The 21,460-nt window shown below is 54.9% G+C and carries 21 protein-coding genes and 4 tRNA genes; 13 read left to right on the forward strand and 12 right to left on the reverse strand.

Features of this window, described 5'->3' with window-relative positions:
- Window positions 1-14: 14 nt before the first annotated feature.
- Genes acnD through prpD form a run of 3 tightly spaced genes read left to right on the forward strand, consistent with a single transcriptional unit; the run spans window position 15 to window position 5,363 of the window.
- A complete protein-coding gene (acnD, locus tag INT33_RS12635; protein ID WP_193092028.1) occupies window positions 15-2,624 on the forward strand; it encodes a Fe/S-dependent 2-methylisocitrate dehydratase AcnD in 2,610 nt (869 codons plus the stop codon).
- 29 nt (window positions 2,625-2,653) lie between these two features.
- The gene (prpF, locus tag INT33_RS12640) at window positions 2,654-3,850 is read left to right on the forward strand and encodes a 2-methylaconitate cis-trans isomerase PrpF (protein ID WP_193092029.1); all 1,197 of its coding nucleotides are present in this window, start codon (window positions 2,654-2,656) and stop codon (window positions 3,848-3,850) included.
- A gap of 28 nt (window positions 3,851-3,878) precedes the next feature.
- The gene (gene prpD, locus INT33_RS12645) at window positions 3,879-5,363 is read left to right on the forward strand and encodes a 2-methylcitrate dehydratase (protein ID WP_193092030.1); all 1,485 of its coding nucleotides are present in this window, start codon (window positions 3,879-3,881) and stop codon (window positions 5,361-5,363) included.
- Between the two features lie 83 nt (window positions 5,364-5,446).
- Here the strand turns inward: prpD and INT33_RS12650 are convergent, their stop codons facing one another.
- Window positions 5,447-5,731 carry a ComEA family DNA-binding protein gene (locus INT33_RS12650; RefSeq protein ID WP_192539406.1) on the reverse strand — a complete coding sequence of 95 codons (285 nt, stop codon included), beginning with the start codon at window positions 5,729-5,731 and terminating at the stop codon, window positions 5,447-5,449.
- A gap of 229 nt (window positions 5,732-5,960) precedes the next feature.
- On the opposite strand from INT33_RS12650, the gene pyrF reads away from it, so the two are divergent.
- Window positions 5,961-6,653, forward strand: a complete 693-nt coding sequence (gene pyrF, locus INT33_RS12655; protein ID WP_193092031.1) for an orotidine-5'-phosphate decarboxylase — start codon at window positions 5,961-5,963, stop codon at window positions 6,651-6,653.
- 3 nt (window positions 6,654-6,656) lie between these two features.
- Here pyrF and lapB read toward each other — a convergent pair whose 3' ends face one another.
- From lapB to INT33_RS12670, 3 genes are all read right to left on the reverse strand, one after another.
- Complete coding sequence (lapB, locus tag INT33_RS12660) at window positions 6,657-7,856, reverse strand: lipopolysaccharide assembly protein LapB (protein ID WP_192539404.1); 1,200 nt, start codon at window positions 7,854-7,856, stop codon at window positions 6,657-6,659.
- Window positions 7,857-8,162, reverse strand: coding sequence for a lipopolysaccharide assembly protein LapA domain-containing protein (locus INT33_RS12665; RefSeq protein WP_192539403.1), 306 nt, complete (start codon window positions 8,160-8,162; stop codon window positions 7,857-7,859).
- 112 nt (window positions 8,163-8,274) lie between these two features.
- A complete protein-coding gene (locus INT33_RS12670; RefSeq protein ID WP_018916788.1) occupies window positions 8,275-8,571 on the reverse strand; it encodes an integration host factor subunit beta in 297 nt (98 codons plus the stop codon).
- A gap of 207 nt (window positions 8,572-8,778) precedes the next feature.
- On the opposite strand from INT33_RS12670, the gene INT33_RS12675 reads away from it, so the two are divergent.
- Window positions 8,779-9,072, forward strand: a complete 294-nt coding sequence (locus INT33_RS12675) for an FAD assembly factor SdhE (RefSeq protein ID WP_192539402.1) — start codon at window positions 8,779-8,781, stop codon at window positions 9,070-9,072.
- Entirely contained in the window at window positions 9,032-9,445 is a 414-nt protein-coding gene (locus tag INT33_RS12680) for a protein YgfX (RefSeq protein WP_225736293.1), read from the forward strand. The genes INT33_RS12675 and INT33_RS12680 overlap by 41 nt, the downstream gene beginning before the upstream one ends.
- On the opposite strand, the gene nadB is transcribed toward INT33_RS12680, so the two are convergent.
- From nadB to uvrY, 7 genes are all read right to left on the reverse strand, one after another.
- Entirely contained in the window at window positions 9,422-11,026 is a 1,605-nt protein-coding gene (gene nadB, locus INT33_RS12685; RefSeq protein WP_193092032.1) for an L-aspartate oxidase, read from the reverse strand. The genes INT33_RS12680 and nadB overlap by 24 nt on opposite strands.
- Before the next feature lie 154 nt (window positions 11,027-11,180).
- Window positions 11,181-11,267: transfer RNA gene (locus INT33_RS12690), tRNA-Leu, on the reverse strand.
- 35 nt (window positions 11,268-11,302) lie between these two features.
- A tRNA-Cys gene (locus tag INT33_RS12695) sits at window positions 11,303-11,376 on the reverse strand.
- 101 nt (window positions 11,377-11,477) lie between these two features.
- Window positions 11,478-11,552 (reverse strand) — tRNA-Gly (locus INT33_RS12700).
- An 83-nt stretch (window positions 11,553-11,635) separates the two neighbouring features.
- Window positions 11,636-12,184 (reverse strand): CDP-diacylglycerol--glycerol-3-phosphate 3-phosphatidyltransferase, encoded by a 549-nt coding sequence (pgsA, locus tag INT33_RS12705; RefSeq protein ID WP_192539739.1) that lies wholly within the window; start codon window positions 12,182-12,184, stop codon window positions 11,636-11,638.
- A gap of 98 nt (window positions 12,185-12,282) precedes the next feature.
- A complete protein-coding gene (gene uvrC, locus INT33_RS12710; RefSeq protein ID WP_192539738.1) occupies window positions 12,283-14,097 on the reverse strand; it encodes an excinuclease ABC subunit UvrC in 1,815 nt (604 codons plus the stop codon).
- A 42-nt stretch (window positions 14,098-14,139) separates the two neighbouring features.
- On the reverse strand, window positions 14,140-14,790 hold the full coding sequence (gene uvrY, locus INT33_RS12715; RefSeq protein WP_192539737.1) for a UvrY/SirA/GacA family response regulator transcription factor: 651 nt from the start codon (window positions 14,788-14,790) through the stop codon (window positions 14,140-14,142).
- Between the two features lie 174 nt (window positions 14,791-14,964).
- Here uvrY and INT33_RS12720 point away from each other — a divergent pair.
- A tRNA-Ala gene (locus INT33_RS12720) sits at window positions 14,965-15,040 on the forward strand.
- A 142-nt stretch (window positions 15,041-15,182) separates the two neighbouring features.
- Here INT33_RS12720 and argF read toward each other — a convergent pair.
- Entirely contained in the window at window positions 15,183-16,103 is a 921-nt protein-coding gene (gene argF, locus INT33_RS12725; protein ID WP_193092033.1) for an ornithine carbamoyltransferase, read from the reverse strand.
- A 209-nt stretch (window positions 16,104-16,312) separates the two neighbouring features.
- On the opposite strand from argF, the gene grxD reads away from it, so the two are divergent.
- The 6 genes from grxD (at window position 16,313) to INT33_RS12755 (ending at window position 21,458) form a co-directional block, all read left to right on the forward strand.
- Window positions 16,313-16,663, forward strand: a complete 351-nt coding sequence (gene grxD / locus INT33_RS12730; RefSeq protein WP_192539735.1) for a Grx4 family monothiol glutaredoxin — start codon at window positions 16,313-16,315, stop codon at window positions 16,661-16,663.
- A gap of 140 nt (window positions 16,664-16,803) precedes the next feature.
- Window positions 16,804-18,978, forward strand: a complete 2,175-nt coding sequence (gene dnaX / locus INT33_RS12735; protein ID WP_193092034.1) for a DNA polymerase III subunit gamma/tau — start codon at window positions 16,804-16,806, stop codon at window positions 18,976-18,978.
- A gap of 58 nt (window positions 18,979-19,036) precedes the next feature.
- Entirely contained in the window at window positions 19,037-19,363 is a 327-nt protein-coding gene (locus tag INT33_RS12740) for a YbaB/EbfC family nucleoid-associated protein (RefSeq protein WP_192539733.1), read from the forward strand.
- Window positions 19,364-19,366: 3 nt separating this feature from the next.
- Window positions 19,367-19,972, forward strand: coding sequence for a recombination mediator RecR (recR, locus tag INT33_RS12745; RefSeq protein WP_192539732.1), 606 nt, complete (start codon window positions 19,367-19,369; stop codon window positions 19,970-19,972).
- A 53-nt stretch (window positions 19,973-20,025) separates the two neighbouring features.
- Window positions 20,026-21,159, forward strand: a complete 1,134-nt coding sequence (gene rnd / locus INT33_RS12750) for a ribonuclease D (RefSeq protein ID WP_193092035.1) — start codon at window positions 20,026-20,028, stop codon at window positions 21,157-21,159.
- Window positions 21,156-21,458 (forward strand): YcgL domain-containing protein, encoded by a 303-nt coding sequence (locus INT33_RS12755; RefSeq protein ID WP_018916801.1) that lies wholly within the window; start codon window positions 21,156-21,158, stop codon window positions 21,456-21,458. The genes rnd and INT33_RS12755 overlap by 4 nt, the downstream gene beginning before the upstream one ends.
- Window positions 21,459-21,460: the final 2 nt, after the last annotated feature.

The following is a 21,460-nucleotide window of genomic DNA, read 5'->3' on the forward strand; positions in this document are numbered from 1 at the left end:
TGAGTTTGCTTGCTATGAATAGCCAATATCGTCAACCACTGCCAGGCACCGAGCTTGATTACTTTAATGCGCGCCAAGCCGTTGAGGATATTCAGCCAGGGGCCTACGCCACACTCCCTTACACGTCACGCGTGCTGGCAGAGCAATTGGTACGCCGCTGTGATCCTGCGCTGCTGACGGACGCGCTTAAGCAGCTTATCGAGCGCCGGCGCGATCTTGATTTTCCGTGGTACCCGGCACGCGTGGTATGCCACGATATTCTAGGCCAGACGGCACTGGTTGATTTGGCCGGGCTGCGCGATGCCATCGCCGAAAAGGGCGGTGACCCGGCCAAGGTTAACCCCGTTGTGCCCACTCAGCTGATTGTCGATCATTCGTTGGCAGTAGAGCATCCGGGCTTTGAAGAGGGGGCCTTTGAGAAAAACCGCGCCATTGAAGACCGGCGCAATGATGACCGCTTCCACTTTATTAACTGGACCAAAACGGCTTTTGAAAACGTTGATGTTATCCCGCCTGGCAATGGCATCATGCACCAGATCAATCTGGAGAAAATGTCGCCGGTAGTGCAGAACCGGGACGGCATTGCTTATCCTGATACCTGCGTGGGCACCGATAGCCATACCCCCATGGTGGACGCGCTCGGGGTTATTTCAGTCGGCGTGGGTGGCCTGGAGGCTGAGAGCGTCATGCTTGGGCGCGCTTCCATGATGCGCTTGCCGGATATCGTCGGTGTAGAGCTGACCGGCAAGCTGCAGCCGGGTATCACGGGTACCGATATGGTGCTGGCGATCACCGAGTTTCTGCGTAAAGAGCGCGTGGTCGGTGCCTATCTGGAATTTTATGGCGAAGGCGCCGATGCGCTGACGGTCGGCGACCGTGCCACGATTTCAAACATGACGCCCGAGTACGGTGCCACGGCGGCGATGTTCTATATCGACAGTCAAACCATCGATTACCTGAAGCTTACCGGTCGTGAAGATGAGCAGGTGGCGCTGGTCGAAACCTATGCCAAGCACACCGGCCTTTGGGCGGACAGCCTGACGCAGGTTGAGTATGAGCGGGTGCTGAGCTTTGATCTTTCATCGGTTGCGCGGACGTTGGCAGGGCCTTCCAACCCACATGCGCACCTGCCGACCTCCGAGCTGGCTCAGCGCGGTATTGCGGTAGGGCTTGAGGCTGCTCGCGAAGAAGAGAAAGCCGGTAAAATGCCTGATGGTGCGGTTATTATCGCCGCCATCACGAGCTGCACCAATACCTCTAACCCGCGTAATATGGTGGCGGCTGGGTTAATCGCGCGCAACGCCAACCGGCTCGGCCTGTTGCGTAAACCCTGGGTAAAGTCATCCCTGGCGCCCGGTTCGAAAACGGTCAAGATGTACCTGGAAGAAGCCGGCTTGATGAATGAGCTGGAGAACCTGGGATTTGGCGTAGTGGCCTATGCCTGCACCACCTGTAACGGCATGTCTGGCGCGCTGGACCCTGTTATTCAGCAGGAAATCATTGACCGAGACCTTTACGCCACGGCGGTGCTTTCCGGTAACCGCAACTTTGACGGGCGGATTCACCCCTATGCCCAGCAGGCCTTTTTGGCTTCGCCGCCTTTAGTGGTTGCTTACGCCATTGCAGGCACTATCCGCTTTGATATTGAAAAAGACGTGCTGGGCATCGACCAGGCGGGAAATCCCGTTACCTTGAAAGATATCTGGCCAGCGGATGAAGAGATCGACGCCATTGTAAAAGCATCGGTGAAGCCCGAGCAGTTCCGCCAGACCTATATCCCCATGTTCGATATTGATAAAAGCGCGCGTGCTCAGGTTAATCCGCTATACGACTGGCGCCCCCAGAGTACCTACATTCGTCGCCCACCTTACTGGGAGGGCAATATGGCGAAAGAGCGTACCTTGAAAGGCATGCGGCCGCTGGCAATCTTGCCGGACAATATCACCACCGATCACCTATCGCCTTCCAACGCCATTCAGCTTAATAGCGCGGCGGGTGAGTACCTGGCGAAAATGGGCCTGCCGGAGGAGGACTTCAACTCCTACGCGACTCACCGCGGGGACCATCTCACCGCTCAGCGCGCGACCTTCGCCAATCCCAAGCTGTTTAACGAAATGGTTCGCGATGCCGATGGCAATGTAAAACAGGGGTCTCTGGCACGGGTCGAGCCTGAAGGTGAAGTGACCCGCATGTGGGAAGCTATCGAAACCTACATGGCGCGTAAGCAGCCGCTAATCATTATTGCTGGCGCCGATTATGGTCAGGGGTCCTCGCGGGACTGGGCTGCCAAAGGCGTGGCGCTTGCTGGTGTGGAAGCCATTGCGGCGGAAGGTTTTGAGCGCATTCATCGCACTAACTTGATTGGCATGGGCGTAATGCCGCTGGAGTTTGAGCCGGGAACCACGCGCACGACACTAGGCTTGGATGGCACCGAAACCTTTGATGTTGAGGGGGCTGTCTCGCCGGGCGCGATGCTGACGCTGGTGATCCATCGCCAAAGCGGGGGCAGTGAGCGCGTAGCGGTCAAGTGCCGCCTGGATACCGCTGAGGAAGTATCAATTTACGCCGCCGGTGGTGTGCTGCAGCGCTTTGCTCAGGACTTTCTCGAGTCAACGGCTGCCTAAGTGCCGGGTTATTTTTTGGAGTAAACAGGATGACCGATGTAGTCAACGTACGCCATGTGCCGCAAATAAAAATTCCCGCTACCTATATGCGTGGCGGCACCAGCAAAGGCGTGTTTTTTAAATTAAGCGATTTACCCCAGGCCGCTCAGATGCCGGGCGAGGCGCGAGACAAGCTGCTGCAGCGTGTGATTGGAAGCCCCGACCCTTACGAAAAACAGATTGACGGTATGGGCGGCGCGACCTCAAGCACCAGTAAAACGGTCATTCTTTCCAAAAGCCACTCGCCTGATCACGATGTGGACTATGTGTTTGGCCAAGTGTCTATCGATAAGCCCTACGTGGATTGGAGCGGCAACTGCGGCAATCTTTCGGCGGCGGTGGGCCCATTTGCCATAGCGAATGGCTTGGTTGATCCGGCACGCGTGCCTGAAAACGGTGTGGTCGAGGTGAGAATCTGGCAGGTAAATATCCAGAAAACCATCGTATCGCAGGTGCCTATCGTGAATGGGGAGGTTCAGGAGACTGGTGATTTCGAGCTGGATGGCGTGACCTTTCCCGCCGCCGAAATTCCTGTGGCCTTTATGGACCCGGCTGACGGCGAGGGGGCGATTTTCCCCACCGGCAACCTGATGGATGACCTCGATGTGCCGGGCGTGGGTATTCTGAAAGCGACGCTTATCAATGCTGGTATCCCCACGGTATTTATTAATGCCGCCGATATTGGTTATCGCGGTACCGAGCTACAGGAAGCCATCAATGGCGACAGCCAAGCACTAAGCATGTTTGAGACGATTCGTGTCCATGGCGCTGTGCGTATGGGGCTGATCAGTGATATCAGCGAAGCCGCCAGCCGCCAGCATACGCCCAAGGTAGCGTTTGTTGGGCCGCCGGTTGATTACGTCGCATCGAGCGGTCAGGCCGTTAACGCTGACGATATCGATCTGGTGGTGCGGGCGCTTTCCATGGGTAAATTGCATCACGCCATGATGGGCACCGCCGCCGTAGCCATTGCCGCCGCCGCGGCCATTGAAGGCACGCTGGTTAACTTGACGGCCGGGGGCGGCAAGCGTCAGTCGGTCACGTTTGGCCATCCTTCGGGCAGCTTGCGTGTGGGCGCTGAGGCCAATCTGATTGACGGGCGTTGGCAGATTGATCAGGCCATTATGAGCCGCAGCGCACGTGTACTGATGGAGGGTACGGTGCGCGTGCCGGGCGACAGCTTCTAATCCAATGCATTGATCGGGAGGCGACTCCATGAACGTCACAGCAGAGATAAACGAGCGGCCAGAATACGATGATGAGCTACAGCTAATCGCTGACTATGTGCTGAGCTTTGATACGCCCTCGCAGGCGGCACTGTCCACGGCCCGCTACTGCCTGATGGATACGCTGGGCTGCGGACTTCTAGCCCTGCGTTTTCCAGAATGCACCAAACATATCGGCCCGCTGGTGGAAGGCACCCAGGTGCCATTTGGGGCGCGTGTGCCGGGCACTTCACTACGCCTTGACCCGGTAAAAGCCGCCTGGGATATCGGCGCAACTGTCCGCTGGCTGGATTATAACGATACCTGGCTTGCCGCCGAATGGGGGCACCCTTCTGACAACCTGGGCGGTATTTTGGCGGTTGCCGATCATCTGTCGCAAAAGCGGGTTGCCCAAGGGGACGTCCCTCTGACGATGCGTGAGGTGTTGAACGCCATGATCATGGCGCATGAAATTCAGGGGGTGCTGGCCCTGGAAAACAGCTTCAACAGGGTAGGGCTGGATCATGTGCTGTTGGTGAAAGTGGCTTCAACGGCGGTAGTTGCCAAGCTAATGGGCGCCACGCGTGAGCAGCTGCTGGCCGCGCTTTCCCATGCGTGGGTAGACGGACAGAGCCTGCGCACCTACCGGCATGCGCCGAATGCCGGGTCACGCAAAAGCTGGGCGGCTGGCGATGCCACTTCCCGGGCCGTTCGCCTGGCGGATATGGCGTTGCGCGGTGAGATGGGCATCCCCAGCGCGCTCAGCGCCCCGCAATGGGGGTTTTACGATGTGTCCTTTAGTCATAGCAATAAAGACCTGAGCCTTAAACCTGAAGCAGAGCGGCACCTGCGTTTTCAGCGTGAGTTTGGGTGCTATGTGATGGAAAATATTTTATTCAAAATCGCTTTCCCGGCCGAGTTTCATGCCCAAACTGCCTGCGAAGCGGCCGTGCTTTTACACGCTCAGGTAAAAGACCGCTTGGCTGAAATTGAGCGCATCGTGGTTACCACGCATGACTCAGCGCTTCGGATAATTTCCAAAACCGGGCCGTTGGCTAACCCCGCTGACCGCGATCACTGCCTGCAGTACATGACGGCCGTACCACTTATTTTCGGTACGCTGACCGCTGAACATTATGAAGACAGCTTTCATGCGGCTCATCCGCTAATTGATGTACTGCGCGACAAAATGGTGGTCGGGGAGGATAGCGACTATTCAGCGGCTTACCACGACCCGCAAAAGCGCTCTATCGCGAATGCCGTACAGGTATTTTTCAGTAATGGCAGCGCCACCGACAAGGTCGCAGTGGAGTATCCGATAGGGCATCAGCGCCGTCGTGAAGAAGGAATGCCACTCTTGGTCGAGAAATTTGAGCGGCATTTAGCCACACGATTCCCAGCCTCTCTCTGCGAAAAAATCAGTCGTCTGTGTGACGATCAGGAGGCGCTTGAAGCGACGTCGGTGGATCGGTTTATGACACTTTGGATGATTTAAAGCGCCACGTGGCGGATGATCCATCATAAAAAAACACCCGGTGCGGCTAAGCGCTACCGGGCTGTTCTGGTCACTCGGATTTATTATTCGTCTAAAGTGATTTGGTCACGCATTCGGTCTACTGTGGCTTCACCGAGGCCGCTAACCCGGGTGAGGTCATCAATACTTTCAAACTCACCGTTCGCCTCACGCTCTTTAATGATTGCTTCGGCCCTGCTTGGGCCAATGCCGGGAAGCTCTGCGAGCAGTTCGGCATTAGCGGAATTAACGTTAATGGGCGCAACTGACTGAGCCAGTGCTGTACCCGCGAAACTTAAACTCAGGCTAAGTGCTGCGGCGGTTAACAGGCTTTTCAATGTCATATTCATTAAGTGAAATGTCCCTTGATTTATATAAGATGTATAGCAAAGCCGAACATTGTTTTTAGCGATGTTTTAGCGATGCGCCTTCACTAACCTATCGCGTTAGGGGGTGTCTTGATGTAAGCAATGTACGACACTGTTTGTAAGATTTTGACTAGCCTAAATGTAGTAAATAGCTTACAAGCAGCGTTTGTGTGGCTGGTATAATGTAAGAAAATGTGTCTGGAGTAATGTTGTGTCTGAGTCCCCGTTGATTATCGCGCTTGATTATCCCTCCCTGGATGCCGCCCTTTGTATGGCCGACCAGCTTGACCCCAAGCGGTGCCGCTTGAAAGTCGGCAAAGAACTATTCACCCGCAGCGGCCCGGCGGTACTTGAGGCGCTGCATGGGCGTGGCTTCGACGTGTTTCTGGATCTTAAATTTCACGATATTCCCAATACCGTGGCGGGTGCGGTTCAGGCCGCGGCAGAGCAGGGTGTCTGGATGGTTAACGTGCATGCCAGCGGCGGTCGGAAAATGATGGAGGCCGCGGCAGAACGGCTTACTCAGCATGGTTTTAAAACCCATCTTATTGCGGTTACCGTGTTGACCAGCCAGCAAGAGAGTGATTTACAGGAGATCGGCTTAAGCGGTTCACCGGCAGCGCAGGTTGAGCGCTTGGCGCGTTTGACACAGCAAAGTGGTTTGCAGGGAGTAGTGTGCTCAGCACAGGAGGCTTCGCGCCTGAAGGAGCTTTGCGGGGAATCATTTTTGAAAGTCACGCCAGGCATTCGGCCAAGCTTTGCCGCAGCCAACGATCAGCAGCGCATCATGACGCCCAGTGAAGCCATGCAGGCAGGCAGCACGCACTTAGTTATTGGACGCCCAGTCACCCAGGCATCTGACCCAATGGCAGCCCTGGCGGCTATAGAAGCCGAGCTTCAGTAGCCCTTACTCGCCTTCAACACCGGTAATCGGCTTGATAGTGCCCCAGCGACGGCAGCTGGGGCACTGCCAGGAAAGCGCGTCGCTGGCAAAGCCACAGCGCCTGCATTGATGGCGCGGACGATCTTTTAGCAGGGCGTCCGTGTGATATTTAAGCAGCAGCAGACGCGAGTCAGGTGAGGTTCTTCCGCTTAGCCGCTGGCTTTCAAGGTAAAGATCTAACAAGTAATCCAGCCCACCTAAGCTTGGCGCATCACGCAGCCATTCGCCGGTCCGCTCGATGGCGCTGTCCACGCCGTCGCGTTGATGGATAAGTTCACCCAGCATGATTATGACGCTGGTGTAGGGGGCTTGACCCAGCAGACGGTATAAGTGTTTTTCAAGGCCGGCGATATCATCGTTGCGGACATACGCCCGCTGAAGAGCAGGCAGCATGGTCGGAATATGGGCAGCGTCTTGCTGAGGAATATGGTCCAGACGCTCTATTGCACGCCCATAATGGCCGTTATCCATCTCAAGGTCTGCTAGGAGTAGCGTGGCACGAATGCAGCGCTCATCAAGCAGTAACGCTTTTTTGAGATGTTTTTTGGCTAACGCGCGGCTGGACTGCTCAATTTCTTCCTGTGCAAGTTCGCAAAGCCAGTGTGATGCAGGACGCCGCATGCCCGGGTGCTGCTTTAGAATGGGCTGGATCACATCAAAAGCGTTTTGCCACTCCTTTTCGCGCTCCAGCAAATCGACCAGAAGCTGTTTAGCCGCATAGCGATAAGTGTCATCTGATGACTGCTCAAGCAATGAGCGCAGCAGGCGCTGGGCACGGTCATGCACGCCCAAGGCAATAAAGTCACGGGCAAGTTCAAGTTGAATATGCTCATTAGTGCTGCGAGATAGTGCCGGACGGGCCAATAGGTTTTGGTGAATACTGACCGCTTTGTCGGCCTCTCCGCGGGTACGGAAAAGCTTGCCCAGCGCAATATGCGTATCCACGGTATCGCTATTAACGTCGAGAGCGTTGATAAACGTATTGATGGCTTCATCAGGCTGCTCGTTAAGCAGGTAGTTTAAACCGACAAAATATTCGCGTGATAGGTTCGAGGAGGGGGCTGCTGGCGTTTGATGGCGGCGGCGGGTGGTGTGGCGAATGCCCAGCCCAAAACCGATAGCAATCGCTGCCAACAGCAACCCCAGCAGCATGAAATCATGCATTTACGCTATTTCCTTGAACTCCTGAGTGCGTAAACGATCAAGCTCTTTGCGCTGCTGTTTGTTGTGACGCTCACTACGTGCAAGCTTGGCTTTTAGCCGTACGTACACGCCCATCATGGCTAACATGCCGATGATCACACCAAACGTTAAGGTTGCAAGCAACCACACAGAGAGCGAGACGGGCGGTAATTCAACCCAGATTAGATTCAAGGCAGTCGTTTGCTGGTTGTTGACGGCAAACAAAATGCCTACCAGTAGCACCACCAGCAAAATAATGGCAAGAATCAGCCCTTTAATCCAACGCATGAGAGTTTCCTAGTCAGTGACGTTCGCAGAATAGCCCTATTGTGTATGAGTCTTGGCGCGACGTCATCCCACAGACACAGATTGTCTTTTCATGGGCAGTCCATGCTTCGCGTTAGTAACCTAATGCCCGGCTGGCATCCACCTGCTCACGTAGCTCTTTGCCTGGCTTGAAGTGGGGTACATATTTGCCGTCTAGATCAACTGGATCACCGGTTTTAGGGTTACGGCCGGTGCGTGGCTCGCGGAAATGGAGTGAGAAACTCCCAAAGCCACGTATCTCTACACGTCCGCCACTTGAAAGCGCATCGGTCATGTCATCCAGGATGATTCTGACCGCCGTTTCTACCTCTTTGGCGGATAGCTCCGGTTGACGCATCGCGATTTGTTCGATTAGTTCAGATTTTGTCATCGGTTGGCTCCCTGCAAACGGTGAAGGCTGTAGATGGCTACTAACCTCGATAACCTCAGATTCAGCATACTGTGCAAATCGATATTAAACAATTCAGATAAAACAAGGTACTAGATTGAATAACAGCATAGGCGAAGCTTGGCGCTGGCGCGACCCTTTAGCTTAGGTATACTGGCGTTTCATTTATACCAATCAAAGAGGCTGACCTTGAACGACGATGCATCCCCAGCAGCCATAACGCGCAAACGGCTATACTGGCATTCACGCCGCGGCATGTGGGAACTGGATCTCTTATTGATCCCGTTTTTAGAAAAATGCTTTGATACACTTAGCGAAGATGATCGGCTTACCTATGAGCGGCTAATCGCAGAAGAAGATCAAGATCTGTTTGTTTGGCTAATGCACCGTGAATGGCCGGAAGACCCAGCTTTACGGCGCCTTGTGAAAATGATCGTTGAACATGCAGAAAACACCGATAACTCTGCCTATCGCACCCTCTAAAATTGCCGCGTTACTCCAGTTTGGCCTGGCGCTTGGGCTCTGTGTGCTCTGTTACTGTGCGTTGAGGGGATGGTGGCTGGGTGTATGGATAAGCAGTAGCGTTACCCTTCTGGCGGGCTTTTTACTTTGGCGCGCATTTTATGCTCAGGCAAGCGGTATGCTTTATCTGGCCAGGCGTGATGATCACTTATACGGCCACTGGCAGCGGCCTTATGGCGAGTTAAGTGAGGAGCTGGTAGTGCGCTGCGATTACCTTGGGCCTTGGCTGATCGGCTTATGGGTTGGCCCTGAGCGAGTTTGGCTGTGGCCGGATAGTTTGCCGCGCCACAGTCATCGAATGCTTCGCCGTTTATGCCACCGTGCGGGTCGCTAAGTCCGCCAGAGTCAAACGTGAGGGCGTAGGGGTAGGGTGCTGCGCCGGCCAGTCGGTTGAGTAGTGCAGACCGCGTGATTCATGCCGTCTTAGAGCAGCGATCACGGTTAGTTGTGCCAGCGTAAGGGCGTGGCGCAGCGATACACATTCCGCTCGTCTCGGCCGCTGTCCCTTCTCAAGGTTTTCCAGCCGCATCGATAGCAAGGTGAGCTGCTCGTGGGCAGTGCTTAATCCGGCATTGCTGCGTACAATCGAGACGTACTGGCTCATCGTGGCACGTAGCTCGTGACGCCATTGAGTTAAAAGGCGCTGTTCCTCAGCGGTTAGCGGGCGAGTAGGCGGTTCTGCAGGGGCAAAAGCCGGTGCTTGCCATGTATCAAAGCTTAGTTGCCGCAGAGCGCCTGCACAGCTGCGTGCATATACCAAGCATTCTAGCAGTGAGTTGCTCGCCATACGGTTTGCGCCATGCAGGCCGGTGCAGGCAATTTCTCCCACGGCGTAAAGCCCCGATACGCTGGTTGCCCCATCGCAATTCGTTACCACTCCTCCGCAGCTATAGTGTGCGGCGGGTACTACCGGAATCGGTTGCTGCGTGATATCAATGCCTCGTGAGGCGCAGTGGGCAAGAATGGTAGGAAAGTGATGAAGGATGGCTTTTTCTCCCAGATGGCGAATATCCAACCATACATGACCTTGAGTGCCTTGCTGAATCTGGGTGTCGATCGCGCGCGCGACCACATCGCGAGGGGCCAGCTCTGCGCGCTCATCTAAAGCAGGCATAAATCGTTCGCCAGCTTCATTGATTAAGTAACCGCCTTCACCGCGTACCGCTTCGCTGATCAAAAAAGCCGGACCATCTGGGTCGTAAAGGCTTGTCGGATGAAACTGCTGAAACTCTAGATTCATCAGGTCGGCGCCAAGTTCGGCCGCCATTACCATGCCTTCGCCGCTACTGGGGGTGGGTGTCGTAGTATGCCGGTAAAGCCCACTGGCACCGCCGGTGGCTAGCACCGTGTAATGCGCCGTTAGCGTTTGATACTGATGATGGTCATCAACCCCGTAGGCACCTACGCAGTGCCCCTGATTATTTTGTAATAACCCTAAAATAGTCACATCGCGGCGCTGGGTAATATTGGGGTGTGCTATGGTTTTTTGTAGTAGCGTATCCACCACCGCGCGTCCGGTAGCGTCATTGGCATGAATAATACGCCGTGCGTTATGGCCGCCTTCACGGGTCAGGTGATACGGGTAGCGAGCATTGGGGTCAGGGTCTGGCGTAAACGGTACGCCGCCATTAATCAGCCATTGGATAGCGGCAGGGCCATGGGTAACGGTAAAGCGAACGGCCTGTTCATCGCATAGGCCATCACCGGCTACCAGTGTATCGTGTATATGCGCTTGTACGTCATCATCGGGCGAGAGTACTGCGGCAATGCCACCTTGAGCCCAGCGGCTTGCACCTTTATCGCCGTGGGCTGGGTTTACCAAGGTGACTGATAAGTGATTGGCGACTTCCAGGGCGAGGGTTAATCCTGCGACACCGCCGCCAATAATTAATACATTGGTTGTTGGCGTGCTCATGCGGCCCGCTCCTTATTCTTTATCTAATGCTGTGCAGCATAAAGGCAGGCATCATAGCGTGGCCATTAGCCGTTGACGATGTATAGACGCAAAAAAATCCGCGCCGATCTAAGTGATCTCGCAGACAATAAATTCATTGGGGATATATAAGCAATGGTGCCCGGAGCCGGACTTGAACCGGCACGGAGTTACCTCCGAGAGATTTTAAGTCTCTTGCGTCTACCAATTTCGCCATCCGGGCAGTGCAGTGGGTGCATCTTGCACTTAACACAAAAGTGGAGGCTGGAGTCGGAATCGAACCGGCGTACACGGAGTTGCAGTCCGCTGCATAACCACTCTGCCATCCAGCCTAAAAAGTCGATGGAGTGGGAAAAGAGATTTGACCGGGCTGGCGCTCCATCGGACTGACGCCTCAGCTTTCGACCCTACCTGCTTACCGCACTATCCAAGTTGGAGCGGGAAAAGAGATTCGAACTCTCGACCCTCGCCTTGGCAAGGCGATGCTCTACCACTGAGCTATTCCCGCTCGACTCGAGGGCGAATTATACGCATCGTTGCGAGCTTGTCAATCAACAATGTCTTAAACATCACGCCCGAGTAATCAACTGCTTACATGGAGCGGCTAAGATGAGGCCAGGCAGCTTTGAGATATTGAATCATTGACCAAAGCGTCATGGCCGCAGCGACGTACAGCACTACTACACCCAGCAGGGCGATTTCATGCGCGGGTGGCAGCGCCAGAAGAATCAGCAGGGCCACCATCTGTAGCGTGGTTTTAAGCTTGCCGACCCAGGAAACCGCCACTAGGCCGCGCTTACCCATTTCTGCCATCCACTCGCGTAGGGCGGATATAACGATTTCACGGCCAATGATGACGAGCGCAGGTAAGGTCAGGATGAGTGTATCGTAGCGTTCAATCAGGAGCGCAAGCGCCACCACCACCATCAATTTATCGGCCACTGGGTCTAGAAAAGCCCCAAAGGGCGTTGACTGATTCCAGCGACGGGCCAGGTAGCCGTCCAGCCAGTCGGTCACTGAAGCCGCTGCAAACAGGCCCGCAGCAAGTGGCATACTCCAGTTGTACGGCAGGTAGAACAGCACCACTAAGAGTGGAATAAAGGCAACTCTTGCCAGTGTAAGTATGTTGGGAATATTCATCGCGGGCGGCGATCCTTACCGGAGAGTCATTAAATTCGAAATGTAGGGTAGGGACATTCTATCCCCCTTGGCGAGCAGCATCTATGCCCAAAGCGGGTTTATCCGTTAAGGGCCAGATAAATACTCTCTGCCAGCGCGGCGCTGATCCCTGGAACACGCGATAGCTCGGCACGGCTGGCCTTCTGGACGCCCTGTAACCCGCCGAAGAAGCGCAGCAGTTCACGGCGCCGTTTAGGGCCGATGCCGGGAATGTCCTGCAGGGTAGAAGTACGCCTGGCTTTATCGCGCTGGGCGCGGTGTCCTGCAATGGCGAAACGGTGTGATTCATCGCGAATATGCTGAATGAGGTGCAGGGCTGGGGATGCGGGATCCAGCGGCAGAGGGTTATCCGATGTTTCCAGAAACAGTGTTTCAAGTCCCGCTTTACGCGTTGTGCCTTTGGCCACGCCTAACAAAATAATATTGCTGATAGCGAGCTCATTAAGTACCTCGCGAGCCATGTTGAGCTGACCTTTACCACCATCGACAATTAAAATATCCGGGGCTATGGCTTCGCCGCTCTGAACACGTTTCAAGCGGCGGGTAAGCGCCTGTTGCATGGCGGCATAATCATCGCCAGCCGCCACCCCTTCAATACGAAAATGGCGATAGTCGCTCTTGCGCGGGCCCTGATGATCGAACACCACGCAGGAGGCCACGGTGGCTTCGCCCTGACTATGGCTGATATCGAAGCACTCAAGTCGCTCGGGCATTGATTCAAGCTTCAAGGCTTTTTGAAGGGCAGCAAAGCGCTGGGTCAGTTGGGTGTGGTTTGCCAACTGAGATGCCAGTTGCTGTTCGGCATTGGTCATGGCGAGCTGCTGCCATTGGGCGCGATGTCCGCGCACCTGGCTTGTAACGCGAATACGTTTGCCTGCCTGTTCGGTCAAAGCGTCAGCAATCAGCTCGCTATCGTCCAGGGTGTGGCTGGTAATGACTTCACTGGGAACATTATGCGGCTGGCCAAAATAGTACTGGCTGACGACGTCGGTCAGTAGGGCTTCCGGGGTAAGATCCAGACCATTCTTAGGTGCATGGTGACGAGCACCCAGCATGCGGCCATCTCGAACGCTTAATACGGAAACGCCCATGGCGCCAGGGCGTTGGGCAAGGGCGAAAATGTCCGCATCGCCGCTCTCATTATCGACAAACTGGCGCTGCTGTAGCTGACGCAACTGCTGTATCTGGTCGCGAAAACGGGCCGCCTCTTCAAAATCCAGCGCTTGGCTGGCCGCTTCCATCGCCTGGGTGAGCGCTTGGGTGACATGCTCGCTTTTGCCTTCCAGGCACATGATGGCATGCTCGACATCGCGCCGGTAATCCTCTTCGGCGATATAGTCGACACAGGGAGCGCTACAGCGCTGAATCTGGTGCTGCAAACACGGCCGTGAGCGGTGCGCAAACACGCTATCTTCGCAGTTGCGGATACGGAAGATTTTTTGCATTAGCGAAAGGCTTTCGCGCACCGCGCCACTGCTGGGGTATGGCCCCAGGTAGCGACCATCATCGCGACGCTGGCGTGCGCGTTTATATTCAAGCTTGGGGTAGGCGTGGCGGTCGGTCACGAAAACAAATGGGTAGGATTTGTCGTCCCGCAATAAAATATTGTAGGGCGGGCGCAGCTCCTTGATAAGCGTTTGCTCAAGCAGCAGGGCCTCGGTTTCGCTGCGGGTTACGGTGATCTGTACATCCGCAATCCGCGCGACCATTGCCTGTGTCTTGGTGTTTAACTGGCCACGAAAATAGCTGGCAAGGCGTGCTTTTAAGCGTTTCGCTTTGCCTACATAAAGAGTGTTGCCGCTTTCATCAAGCATTCGGTAAACGCCGGGCGAGGTGCTTACCGAGCTTAAAAACTGCTTTGCGTTAAATGTCATTGCACCGTATCGAGCGCCGAGAAGTGGCTAAGGATGTTAGGTTTATCCCTGGCTGCCGTCAAAGCCTTCCACTAAACCGTGGCGCAGTGCTAAATGGGTTAGCTCCACATCAGTGGCTACCTGTAGTTTATCAAACAACCGGTAGCGATACGTATTAACCGTCTTAGGGCTTAAATGCAGGCGATCAGAAATGTCCTGCACACGCTGACAGTTGACGATCATCAAGGCAATTTGCAGCTCACGATGCGACAGATGACTAAACGGATTGTCTTCGTTGGTAAAGTGCGCCAGTGCCAGGCGTTGAGCAATTTCCTGGCTGACGTAGCGACGGCCATGGAAAACCTGGCGGATCGCATCAGTCATTTCCGCTGCATCAGCGCCCTTGCTCAAGAAGCCTGAAGCACCGGCTTCAAGCATGCGTCGTAGCACGCTATCTTCCATATGCGCGGTTAAGATCAGTACCTTGACATCTTCCATTGTGCGATGAATGCGGCGCGTGGCTTCAAGTCCCCCTATTCCGGGCATGCGTATATCCATTAGCACTATGTCCGGTTTCAAATGGCGGCACTGAGTGACTGCGCTTTCGCCATCGTCGACCTCGCCTATAATTTTAATATCACTTTCTTCGTTTAGCAGGTGAGCAATACTGGTTCTCACCAGGTGGTGATCATCGGCTATTAGAACGTTGATCAAGGGGCTAGCTCCTGCATGAAAACATAGTGGGCTCAGGCGATGGCCTTTGACGCTGCCCCATAGAGTGCCACAGCTAAGTATAAAGGAGAATTAGTAAGGACTTAATTGAACGGAGGATTGACCTCGATCTAATTTCATAATAGTATTCGCTCGCTGTCCGCCAGGATGGTTGAAGGGGCCTTAGCTCAGCTGGGAGAGCGCAACACTGGCAGTGTTGAGGTCAGCGGTTCGATCCCGCTAGGCTCCACCAAGATACAATCAAAAAGCCTCGCTATTCATAGCGAGGCTTTTTGTATATGCCCAATTAATGACATGAATTTATAAGTTCATGCCATAAGTCGTTTTGATTAGCCGCTAGCATAGTGTGTGCAGCGGCTAGCCAATAAAAAGACTTAGCTGTCGATGCGGCCCAGCAGTAGAAACTCGATCAGCGCTTTTTGAGCATGTAGGCGGTTTCCAGCTTCTTGCCATACTACGGCGCGCGGGTCTTCAAGCAGCGTTTGACTGATTTCTTCACCGCGGTGAGCAGGCAGGCAGTGTAAGAAAAGCGCATCGCTTTTCGCCTGATCCAGCATGGCTTCCGTTACTTGGAAGCCAGTGAAGTCTGCTTCGCGCTTGGCTTGCTCTTCTTCCTGACCCATGGAAGCCCACACATCCGTGGTAACCAGGTCAACGTCCTGAACGGCAGCCTGTGGGTCGTGCGTCAGCGTGACGTGATCTCCGGCCGCTTGCATAATGTCTGCGCGTGGTTCATAGCCTTTCGGACAGCAAACGCGCAGCTTAAAATCAAACTGGCGGGCCGCGTTAATCCATGAGTGGCACATATTGTTGCCATCGCCAATCCAGACAGCCGTGCGGCCTTTTACGCTGCCGCGCAGTTCGGTCCAGGTCATTACGTCGGCGAGCAGCTGGCAGGGGTGGTAATCATCGCTTAATGCGTTGATAACGGGAACGTTGCTGGCGCTGGCGTATGTTTCGAGCCCAGCGTGAGAGAAGGTGCGAATCATGACGGCATCGACCATCTCAGAAAGTACCCGCGCGGTATCTTCGATAGGTTCGCCGCGACCCAACTGAGTATCACGCGGAGACAGAAACAGCGCGTGTCCGCCAAATTGCGCCATGCCGGTTTCAAACGAGACGCGTGTGCGCGTGGATGACTTCTCAAAAATCATCGCCAGCGTACGGTTAGGCAGTGGAGTGTAAACCGGTCCGTTAGCTTTAAGGTCGGTTTTAATTTTAATAGCACGCTGAATCAGATAATCCAGTTCACCGGGCGTCAAATCCAGTAGGGTAAGGAAATGGCGTGTCGCCATGGTTGCTTCTCTCCGCGCAAAAACACCATCCTAGCGAGGCAGCGGGGGATGCGCAACGCGAACGGCACGCGTAGAATGGCGTCCAAAGATTAAAGCCGAGTGTCGCACTCGGGTATTAAGGTAGGTGACAGACGCCTGAATGAACTGCGTTTTATTTCTTGCGTATACTTACCTGCGTCGCGCTAGTTCTTTACTTAAGGAGTATCCACATGAGCACAACAGCCGAAAATATTCAGCGCCAAATTAGCGAAAATCCCATTTTGATTTATATGAAAGGCTCGCCCCAACTGCCGCAGTGTGGGTTTTCAGCTCAGACCGTTCAGGCGCTAATGAACTGCGGTGAGCGCTTTGCCTTCGTTAATATCTTAGATAACCCCGATATTCGAGCAGAGCTGCCCAAAATTGCCAATTGGCCTACTTTTCCGCAGCTATGGGTAGAAGGCGAGCTAGTGGGAGGATGCGATATCGTGATGGAAATGCACCAAAGCGGTGAGCTGGAAACGCTGGTTAAAGCCGCCGCGCAGCGTGCTAACGTCGAAGGCGGCGAGCAGAACGCCTGATGACGATGCCCGGGTTACCTGCTCGGGCGGTTGGCGGGCTGAGGCGTAGCCGCTAGAATGGCGTTTTATCACGCATTGTGGCACCTGCTGTATTGAACTAATGCACCATCAGGACAGCCCGCCGAAGGAAACATTGCTCAATGAGCTATCAGGTTCTGGCCCGTAAGTGGCGGCCACGTACATTCCACGAGCTCGTGGGTCAGGCCCATGTTCAGCGTGCCTTGGTCAATGCGCTTGACCAAGGCCGTCTTCATCACGCCTATTTATTTACTGGCACCCGTGGGGTGGGTAAAACCACCTTGGCCCGTATATTGGCAAAGTGTTTGAACTGCACGGCCAAAGGGCGTGGTGATGAAGGCATTACTTCAACGCCTTGCGGTCAATGCGATAGCTGCCAAGCGATTGATGAAGGGCGCTTTGTCGACCTGATCGAAGTCGATGCAGCTTCACGCACCAAGGTTGAAGATACGCGTGAGCTGCTGGATAACGTCCAGTACGCGCCTACCCAAGGGCGTTATAAGGTGTACCTGATTGATGAGGTGCACATGCTCTCCACCAGTAGTTTCAATGCGCTGTTGAAAACGCTGGAAGAGCCACCGCCTCACGTTAAATTTTTATTAGCAACTACCGACCCCCAAAAGCTCCCGGCAACGGTGCTTTCACGCTGCCTGCAGTTCACGCTTAAACATATGCCCCCCGAGCGCGTTGTCGAGCACTTAACCTATGTGCTGGGTGAAGAGGGCGTGGCGTTTGATGAAAGCGCGCTATGGCTATTAGGCAAGGCGGCTGAAGGCTCCATGCGTGATGCCATGAGCTTGACCGACCAGGCGATTGCGTTTGGTCAGGGCGCCGTGCGCCATGTCGATGTGGCGGCCATGCTGGGTACGCTCGACCACCGGCATATTTTAGCCTTGGTGGGGGCGCTGGCCGATGTGGACGTACAGCAGCTCTTGGCCGAAGTCGCCCAGCTTGCTGAGCAGGGCCCTGACTTTGCCGCCGTGCTGGACGAGCTTTCGGCCATTTTGCACCGGCTTGCTGTCGCCCAAATGGTGCCGGACGCTGTTGATAACAGCCACGGCGACCGGGAAGCAATTTTACAGCTGGCCAGCCGCTTTACCGCTGAGGATATTCAGCTTTACTACCAGATTGGCATTCAGGGGCGAGGCGATATGGTGCACGCCCCCGATTTGCGCAGCGCGCTGGAAATGACTCTGTTGCGCATGCTGGCGTTTCGGCCCCAAGGCGTTCCCAAGCCGCCGCGCACGCCGCTACCGCTGCGCGCTGAGCCGACAAGTTCTGGTTCTGCACCAGCGAGTACGCCTGCCCAATCGTCTGCTCCGTTGCCCGCTAGTAATAACGTTCAAGCGGAGCATAAAGCTGAAACTGAAACGCCGGTTAAGCCGGATGTAAAGGCGGCACCTGATGCAGGCAACTTCGGCAACACCGACGCTGCCAGTGCCAGCCCAGCCTCGGCTGATATCGAAAAAAAACATACTCAACAGCCGGGCTCTGATGAAGGCGCCGACTTGAAAGAGAGCTTGAAAGAAAGCTTGAAAGAGACAAGCGCTGAGCCTGAGAGCCGCATCGAGCCGCCCGATCTTGCGGCGTCTAACGCTGACAATCAAATGCCGCCGCCCTGGTCACTTGATGACGTCGCCCAGGCGGCAGCCATGGAGCAGGAATCTGCGTTTGAGCCTGACGCTGTTCCAGCTCCAGCTCCAGCTCCAGCTCCAGCTCCAGCTCCTGAGCCTAAGCCTAAGCCTAAGCCTGAGCCCGTATCACAAGCGATGGTAGCGCCGCAGCCTGAAGAAGCCGCGTCGGAGTCTGTCGACGCACCAGCCGTGTCTGCGTCAGAAGTAAAAGCCCCTGCGCCGACAGAAGAGCAGACCCTGTCGATTGCAGACGTAGCGGATCAGTTACTTGATCATGCGAAATGGCTGCTATGCTTTGATTCTCTGGGGTTGGGCGGATTAACGCGTAGCCTTGCCGCCAACTGCCTTTTAGAGAGCGACGATGGTAAAACCCTGACGCTGCGCCTGGATCCAAGCCAGGAAGCCATGCAGGCAGAGGTTCATCAGACGCGTATTGAGCGGGCATTGAGCGAACAGGGAATGCCGCGTCGGATAGTGTTTGTGGTCGCGGAGCTTTCCACGCAAAGCGAAACGCCTCGTCAGCGTGAGGGTCGGCTTAATCAAGAGCGGCATGTGCAGGCCGTTGATCTCTTGAACCACGACCCCAATATACAGAAATTACAGCAGGCGTTTGGCGCAACGCTCATTGAATCGACCGTCAAGCCAGCGACTGCAAAGCGTTAGCATTTAATCCAATACCTGTTTTAACAGGTCAGTATTTAACCCGCTAGGAGAGCGCGCCATGTTTAAAGGTGGAATGGGCAACTTGATGAAGCAAGCCCAAGAAATGCAGGACAAAATGCAGCGCGTCCAGGAAGAGGTTGCCCAGTCAGAAGTACACGGCGAGGCAGGCGCAGGCATGGTCAAAATTATCATGAACGGTCGTCATGACGTAAGCCAGGTGACGATTGACCCAAGCGTCATGGAAGAAGATAAAGAGCTGCTGGAAGATCTGCTGGCAGCCGCTGTCAACGATGCGGTACGTAAAGTCGAAGCAAACTCTAAAGCGAAAATGGAAGAAGCCACGGCAGGCCTGAACCTACCGCCTGGTTTTAAGATGCCGTTCTAAAGAATGAGATTCTCTCCTCTTATTGAACAGCTGATGGATGCGTTTCGTGTGTTGCCTGGCGTTGGGCCTAAAACGGCCCAGCGCATGGCAATGCATCTGCTTGAGCGTGAACGGGCAGGTGGTCAGCGGCTTTCATCGATCATCCAAAAGGCTATCGATGAAGTCGGTTATTGCCAACGCTGCCGTACGCTGACGGAAGCGGATATTTGCGCCATATGCGAAACGCCGCGTCGCGATGATGCACTGCTTTGTGTGGTTGAGTCGCCAGCAGACCAGTTGGCGATCGAAGAAGCGGGTGGTTTTCAGGGGCGTTATTTTGTGCTGCATGGTCATCTATCGCCGCTGGATGGTATCGGCCCCGACGCCATTGGCCTTGAGCAGTTGGAAGCGCGGGTGGCGGAAGGCCATATCGAAGAAATCGTTCTGGCGACCAACCCGACTGTTGAAGGCGAGGCTACGGCGCACTATATCGCCGCCCAGCTGTCTGACTACGGTGTGCGGTTTTCACGTTTGGCCTATGGTGTTCCCATGGGGGGAGAGCTTGAATACGTCGACGGCGGTACGCTAAGCCGAGCGTTTAATGGGCGTCAGCCTTTTACCAGTGATTAACCCCACCCCACATTGCAAGCGCAATCGCGGTTGTAGCAACCTGGAAGTATGCTTTGTCTTCTCTAGCCTCCCCCTTATACCAATGGATTGACAGCCCCGAGGCGCTTGATGCGGCTTGCGAGCAAGTGGCCAATGCCACTGTTATCGCCCTGGATACCGAGTTTTTCCGTGAAAATACGTTTTTCCCGGTACCGGCATTGATCCAGTTTGCGGCCGGTGAGCTTGCGTATTTGATTGATCCGCTGGCGACGCCCTGCACGCCTGCTTTTCGTAAGCTCCTGCAAAACAGTGCGATCAAGCTGCTGCATGCCTGTAGTGAAGATCTGGAAGTATTCCAGCACTGGGCAGGTGTATTGCCCACGCCGCTGATCGACACCCAGGTAGCTCAAGGATTTCTCGGCGAAATGCCTTCAATGGGGTACCAGAAGCTGGTTGAATTCTGGATGGGCGAAACTTTGCCCAAGGAGGAGACGCGTTCAAACTGGTTGGAGCGGCCTTTAACGCCTGCACAGTGCGAGTACGCGGCGCTGGACGTTATCTACCTGCTTCAAGTCTGGGCGCTTCAGGCTGAGCGATTGGAAGAGTTAGGGCGCTACCGCTGGTTGAGTGAAGAGTGTACTGGCTTGATAGATCAGGCGGGGCGCAGCGTCGAGGCTGATGGTCAGTGGTATATGCGTAACCGTCAGCTGTGGCGGCTGAATGCACGTCAGGTGGAAGCTTACCGCCTAATGACCATCTGGCGTGAAGGAGAGACACGACGCCGTAACTTACCGCGCAATTGGCTGATCAGTGACAAGCTCCTGTTCGCGACTGCTGAAGCGATGCCTAAAAGCCGTTATGACCTGGCCAACGTGGAAGGCTTTAAGCCGATGCTGGTCAAGAAAGAGGGCGATACGCTGTTAGGGCTGGTTAAACAGGCGCAGCACGGCGAAGAGAGTGACTTGCCAGAACGTTGGCCTGACCCGATGCAGCCGGCGTTTAAGCAGCGCTTCAAAGCGCTCAAAAGTGTTATTAACGCCAAGGCGGGCGAGCTGGGAATGGCTTCAGAAATGCTGATGCGTCGGCGTGATATCGAAGCGCTGGTAATGCAGGATATGGCTGGGCAGCCACTGCTGCTACCCGAAGGGTGGCGGGGAGAGTGTCTGGCGGATGCGTTGGGCCAAGCGCTTGAGGAGTTGTCAAAATGAGTGACAAGCTGCTTTGCGAGATTTTCAAAAGCTCGCGTAAAGAAGAGATGTACCTATACGTTGATAAGCGCCAGGGGGTAAAGCCCGTACCTGAAGCGTTAATGGCAACGTTCGGTAAGCCAATTGCGGTATTAACGATGATTTTAACGGCGGATAAAAAGCTTGCACGCGTTAACACCGAAGACGTGATCAGCGCGATTGAGACCCAGGGGTTCTATCTGCAGATGCCGCCCGCTAAAGAGGACTATCTACTCGACGTGCATCGGGCGCAGCAGAGCGCGCGCGGCTCGGCGCAGTAGCG

Origin of the sequence: Halomonas colorata, assembly GCF_014897985.1 — a bacterium.
In the GTDB taxonomy this organism is placed as follows: Bacteria; Pseudomonadota; Gammaproteobacteria; order Pseudomonadales; family Halomonadaceae; genus Vreelandella; species Vreelandella colorata.

Coding starts and splice junctions, on each gene's coding strand:
- acnD (WP_193092028.1), top strand. CDS start 15: ATGAATAGCCAATATCGTCAACCACTGCCAGGCACCGAGCTTGATTAC.
- prpF (WP_193092029.1), top strand. CDS start 2,654: ATGACCGATGTAGTCAACGTACGCCATGTGCCGCAAATAAAAATTCCC.
- prpD (WP_193092030.1), top strand. CDS start 3,879: ATGAACGTCACAGCAGAGATAAACGAGCGGCCAGAATACGATGATGAG.
- INT33_RS12650 (WP_192539406.1), bottom strand. CDS start 5,731: ATGAATATGACATTGAAAAGCCTGTTAACCGCCGCAGCACTTAGCCTG.
- lapB (WP_192539404.1), bottom strand. CDS start 7,856: ATGCATGATTTCATGCTGCTGGGGTTGCTGTTGGCAGCGATTGCTATC.
- INT33_RS12665 (WP_192539403.1), bottom strand. CDS start 8,162: ATGCGTTGGATTAAAGGGCTGATTCTTGCCATTATTTTGCTGGTGGTG.
- INT33_RS12670 (WP_018916788.1), bottom strand. CDS start 8,571: ATGACAAAATCTGAACTAATCGAACAAATCGCGATGCGTCAACCGGAG.
- INT33_RS12680 (WP_225736293.1), top strand. CDS start 9,032: ATGCAGAAAACACCGATAACTCTGCCTATCGCACCCTCTAAAATTGCC.
- nadB (WP_193092032.1), bottom strand. CDS start 11,026: ATGAGCACGCCAACAACCAATGTATTAATTATTGGCGGCGGTGTCGCA.
- pgsA (WP_192539739.1), bottom strand. CDS start 12,184: ATGAATATTCCCAACATACTTACACTGGCAAGAGTTGCCTTTATTCCA.
- uvrC (WP_192539738.1), bottom strand. CDS start 14,097: ATGACATTTAACGCAAAGCAGTTTTTAAGCTCGGTAAGCACCTCGCCC.
- argF (WP_193092033.1), bottom strand. CDS start 16,103: ATGGCGACACGCCATTTCCTTACCCTACTGGATTTGACGCCCGGTGAA.
- grxD (WP_192539735.1), top strand. CDS start 16,313: ATGAGCACAACAGCCGAAAATATTCAGCGCCAAATTAGCGAAAATCCC.
- dnaX (WP_193092034.1), top strand. CDS start 16,804: ATGAGCTATCAGGTTCTGGCCCGTAAGTGGCGGCCACGTACATTCCAC.
- INT33_RS12740 (WP_192539733.1), top strand. CDS start 19,037: ATGTTTAAAGGTGGAATGGGCAACTTGATGAAGCAAGCCCAAGAAATG.
- recR (WP_192539732.1), top strand. CDS start 19,367: ATGAGATTCTCTCCTCTTATTGAACAGCTGATGGATGCGTTTCGTGTG.
- INT33_RS12755 (WP_018916801.1), top strand. CDS start 21,156: ATGAGTGACAAGCTGCTTTGCGAGATTTTCAAAAGCTCGCGTAAAGAA.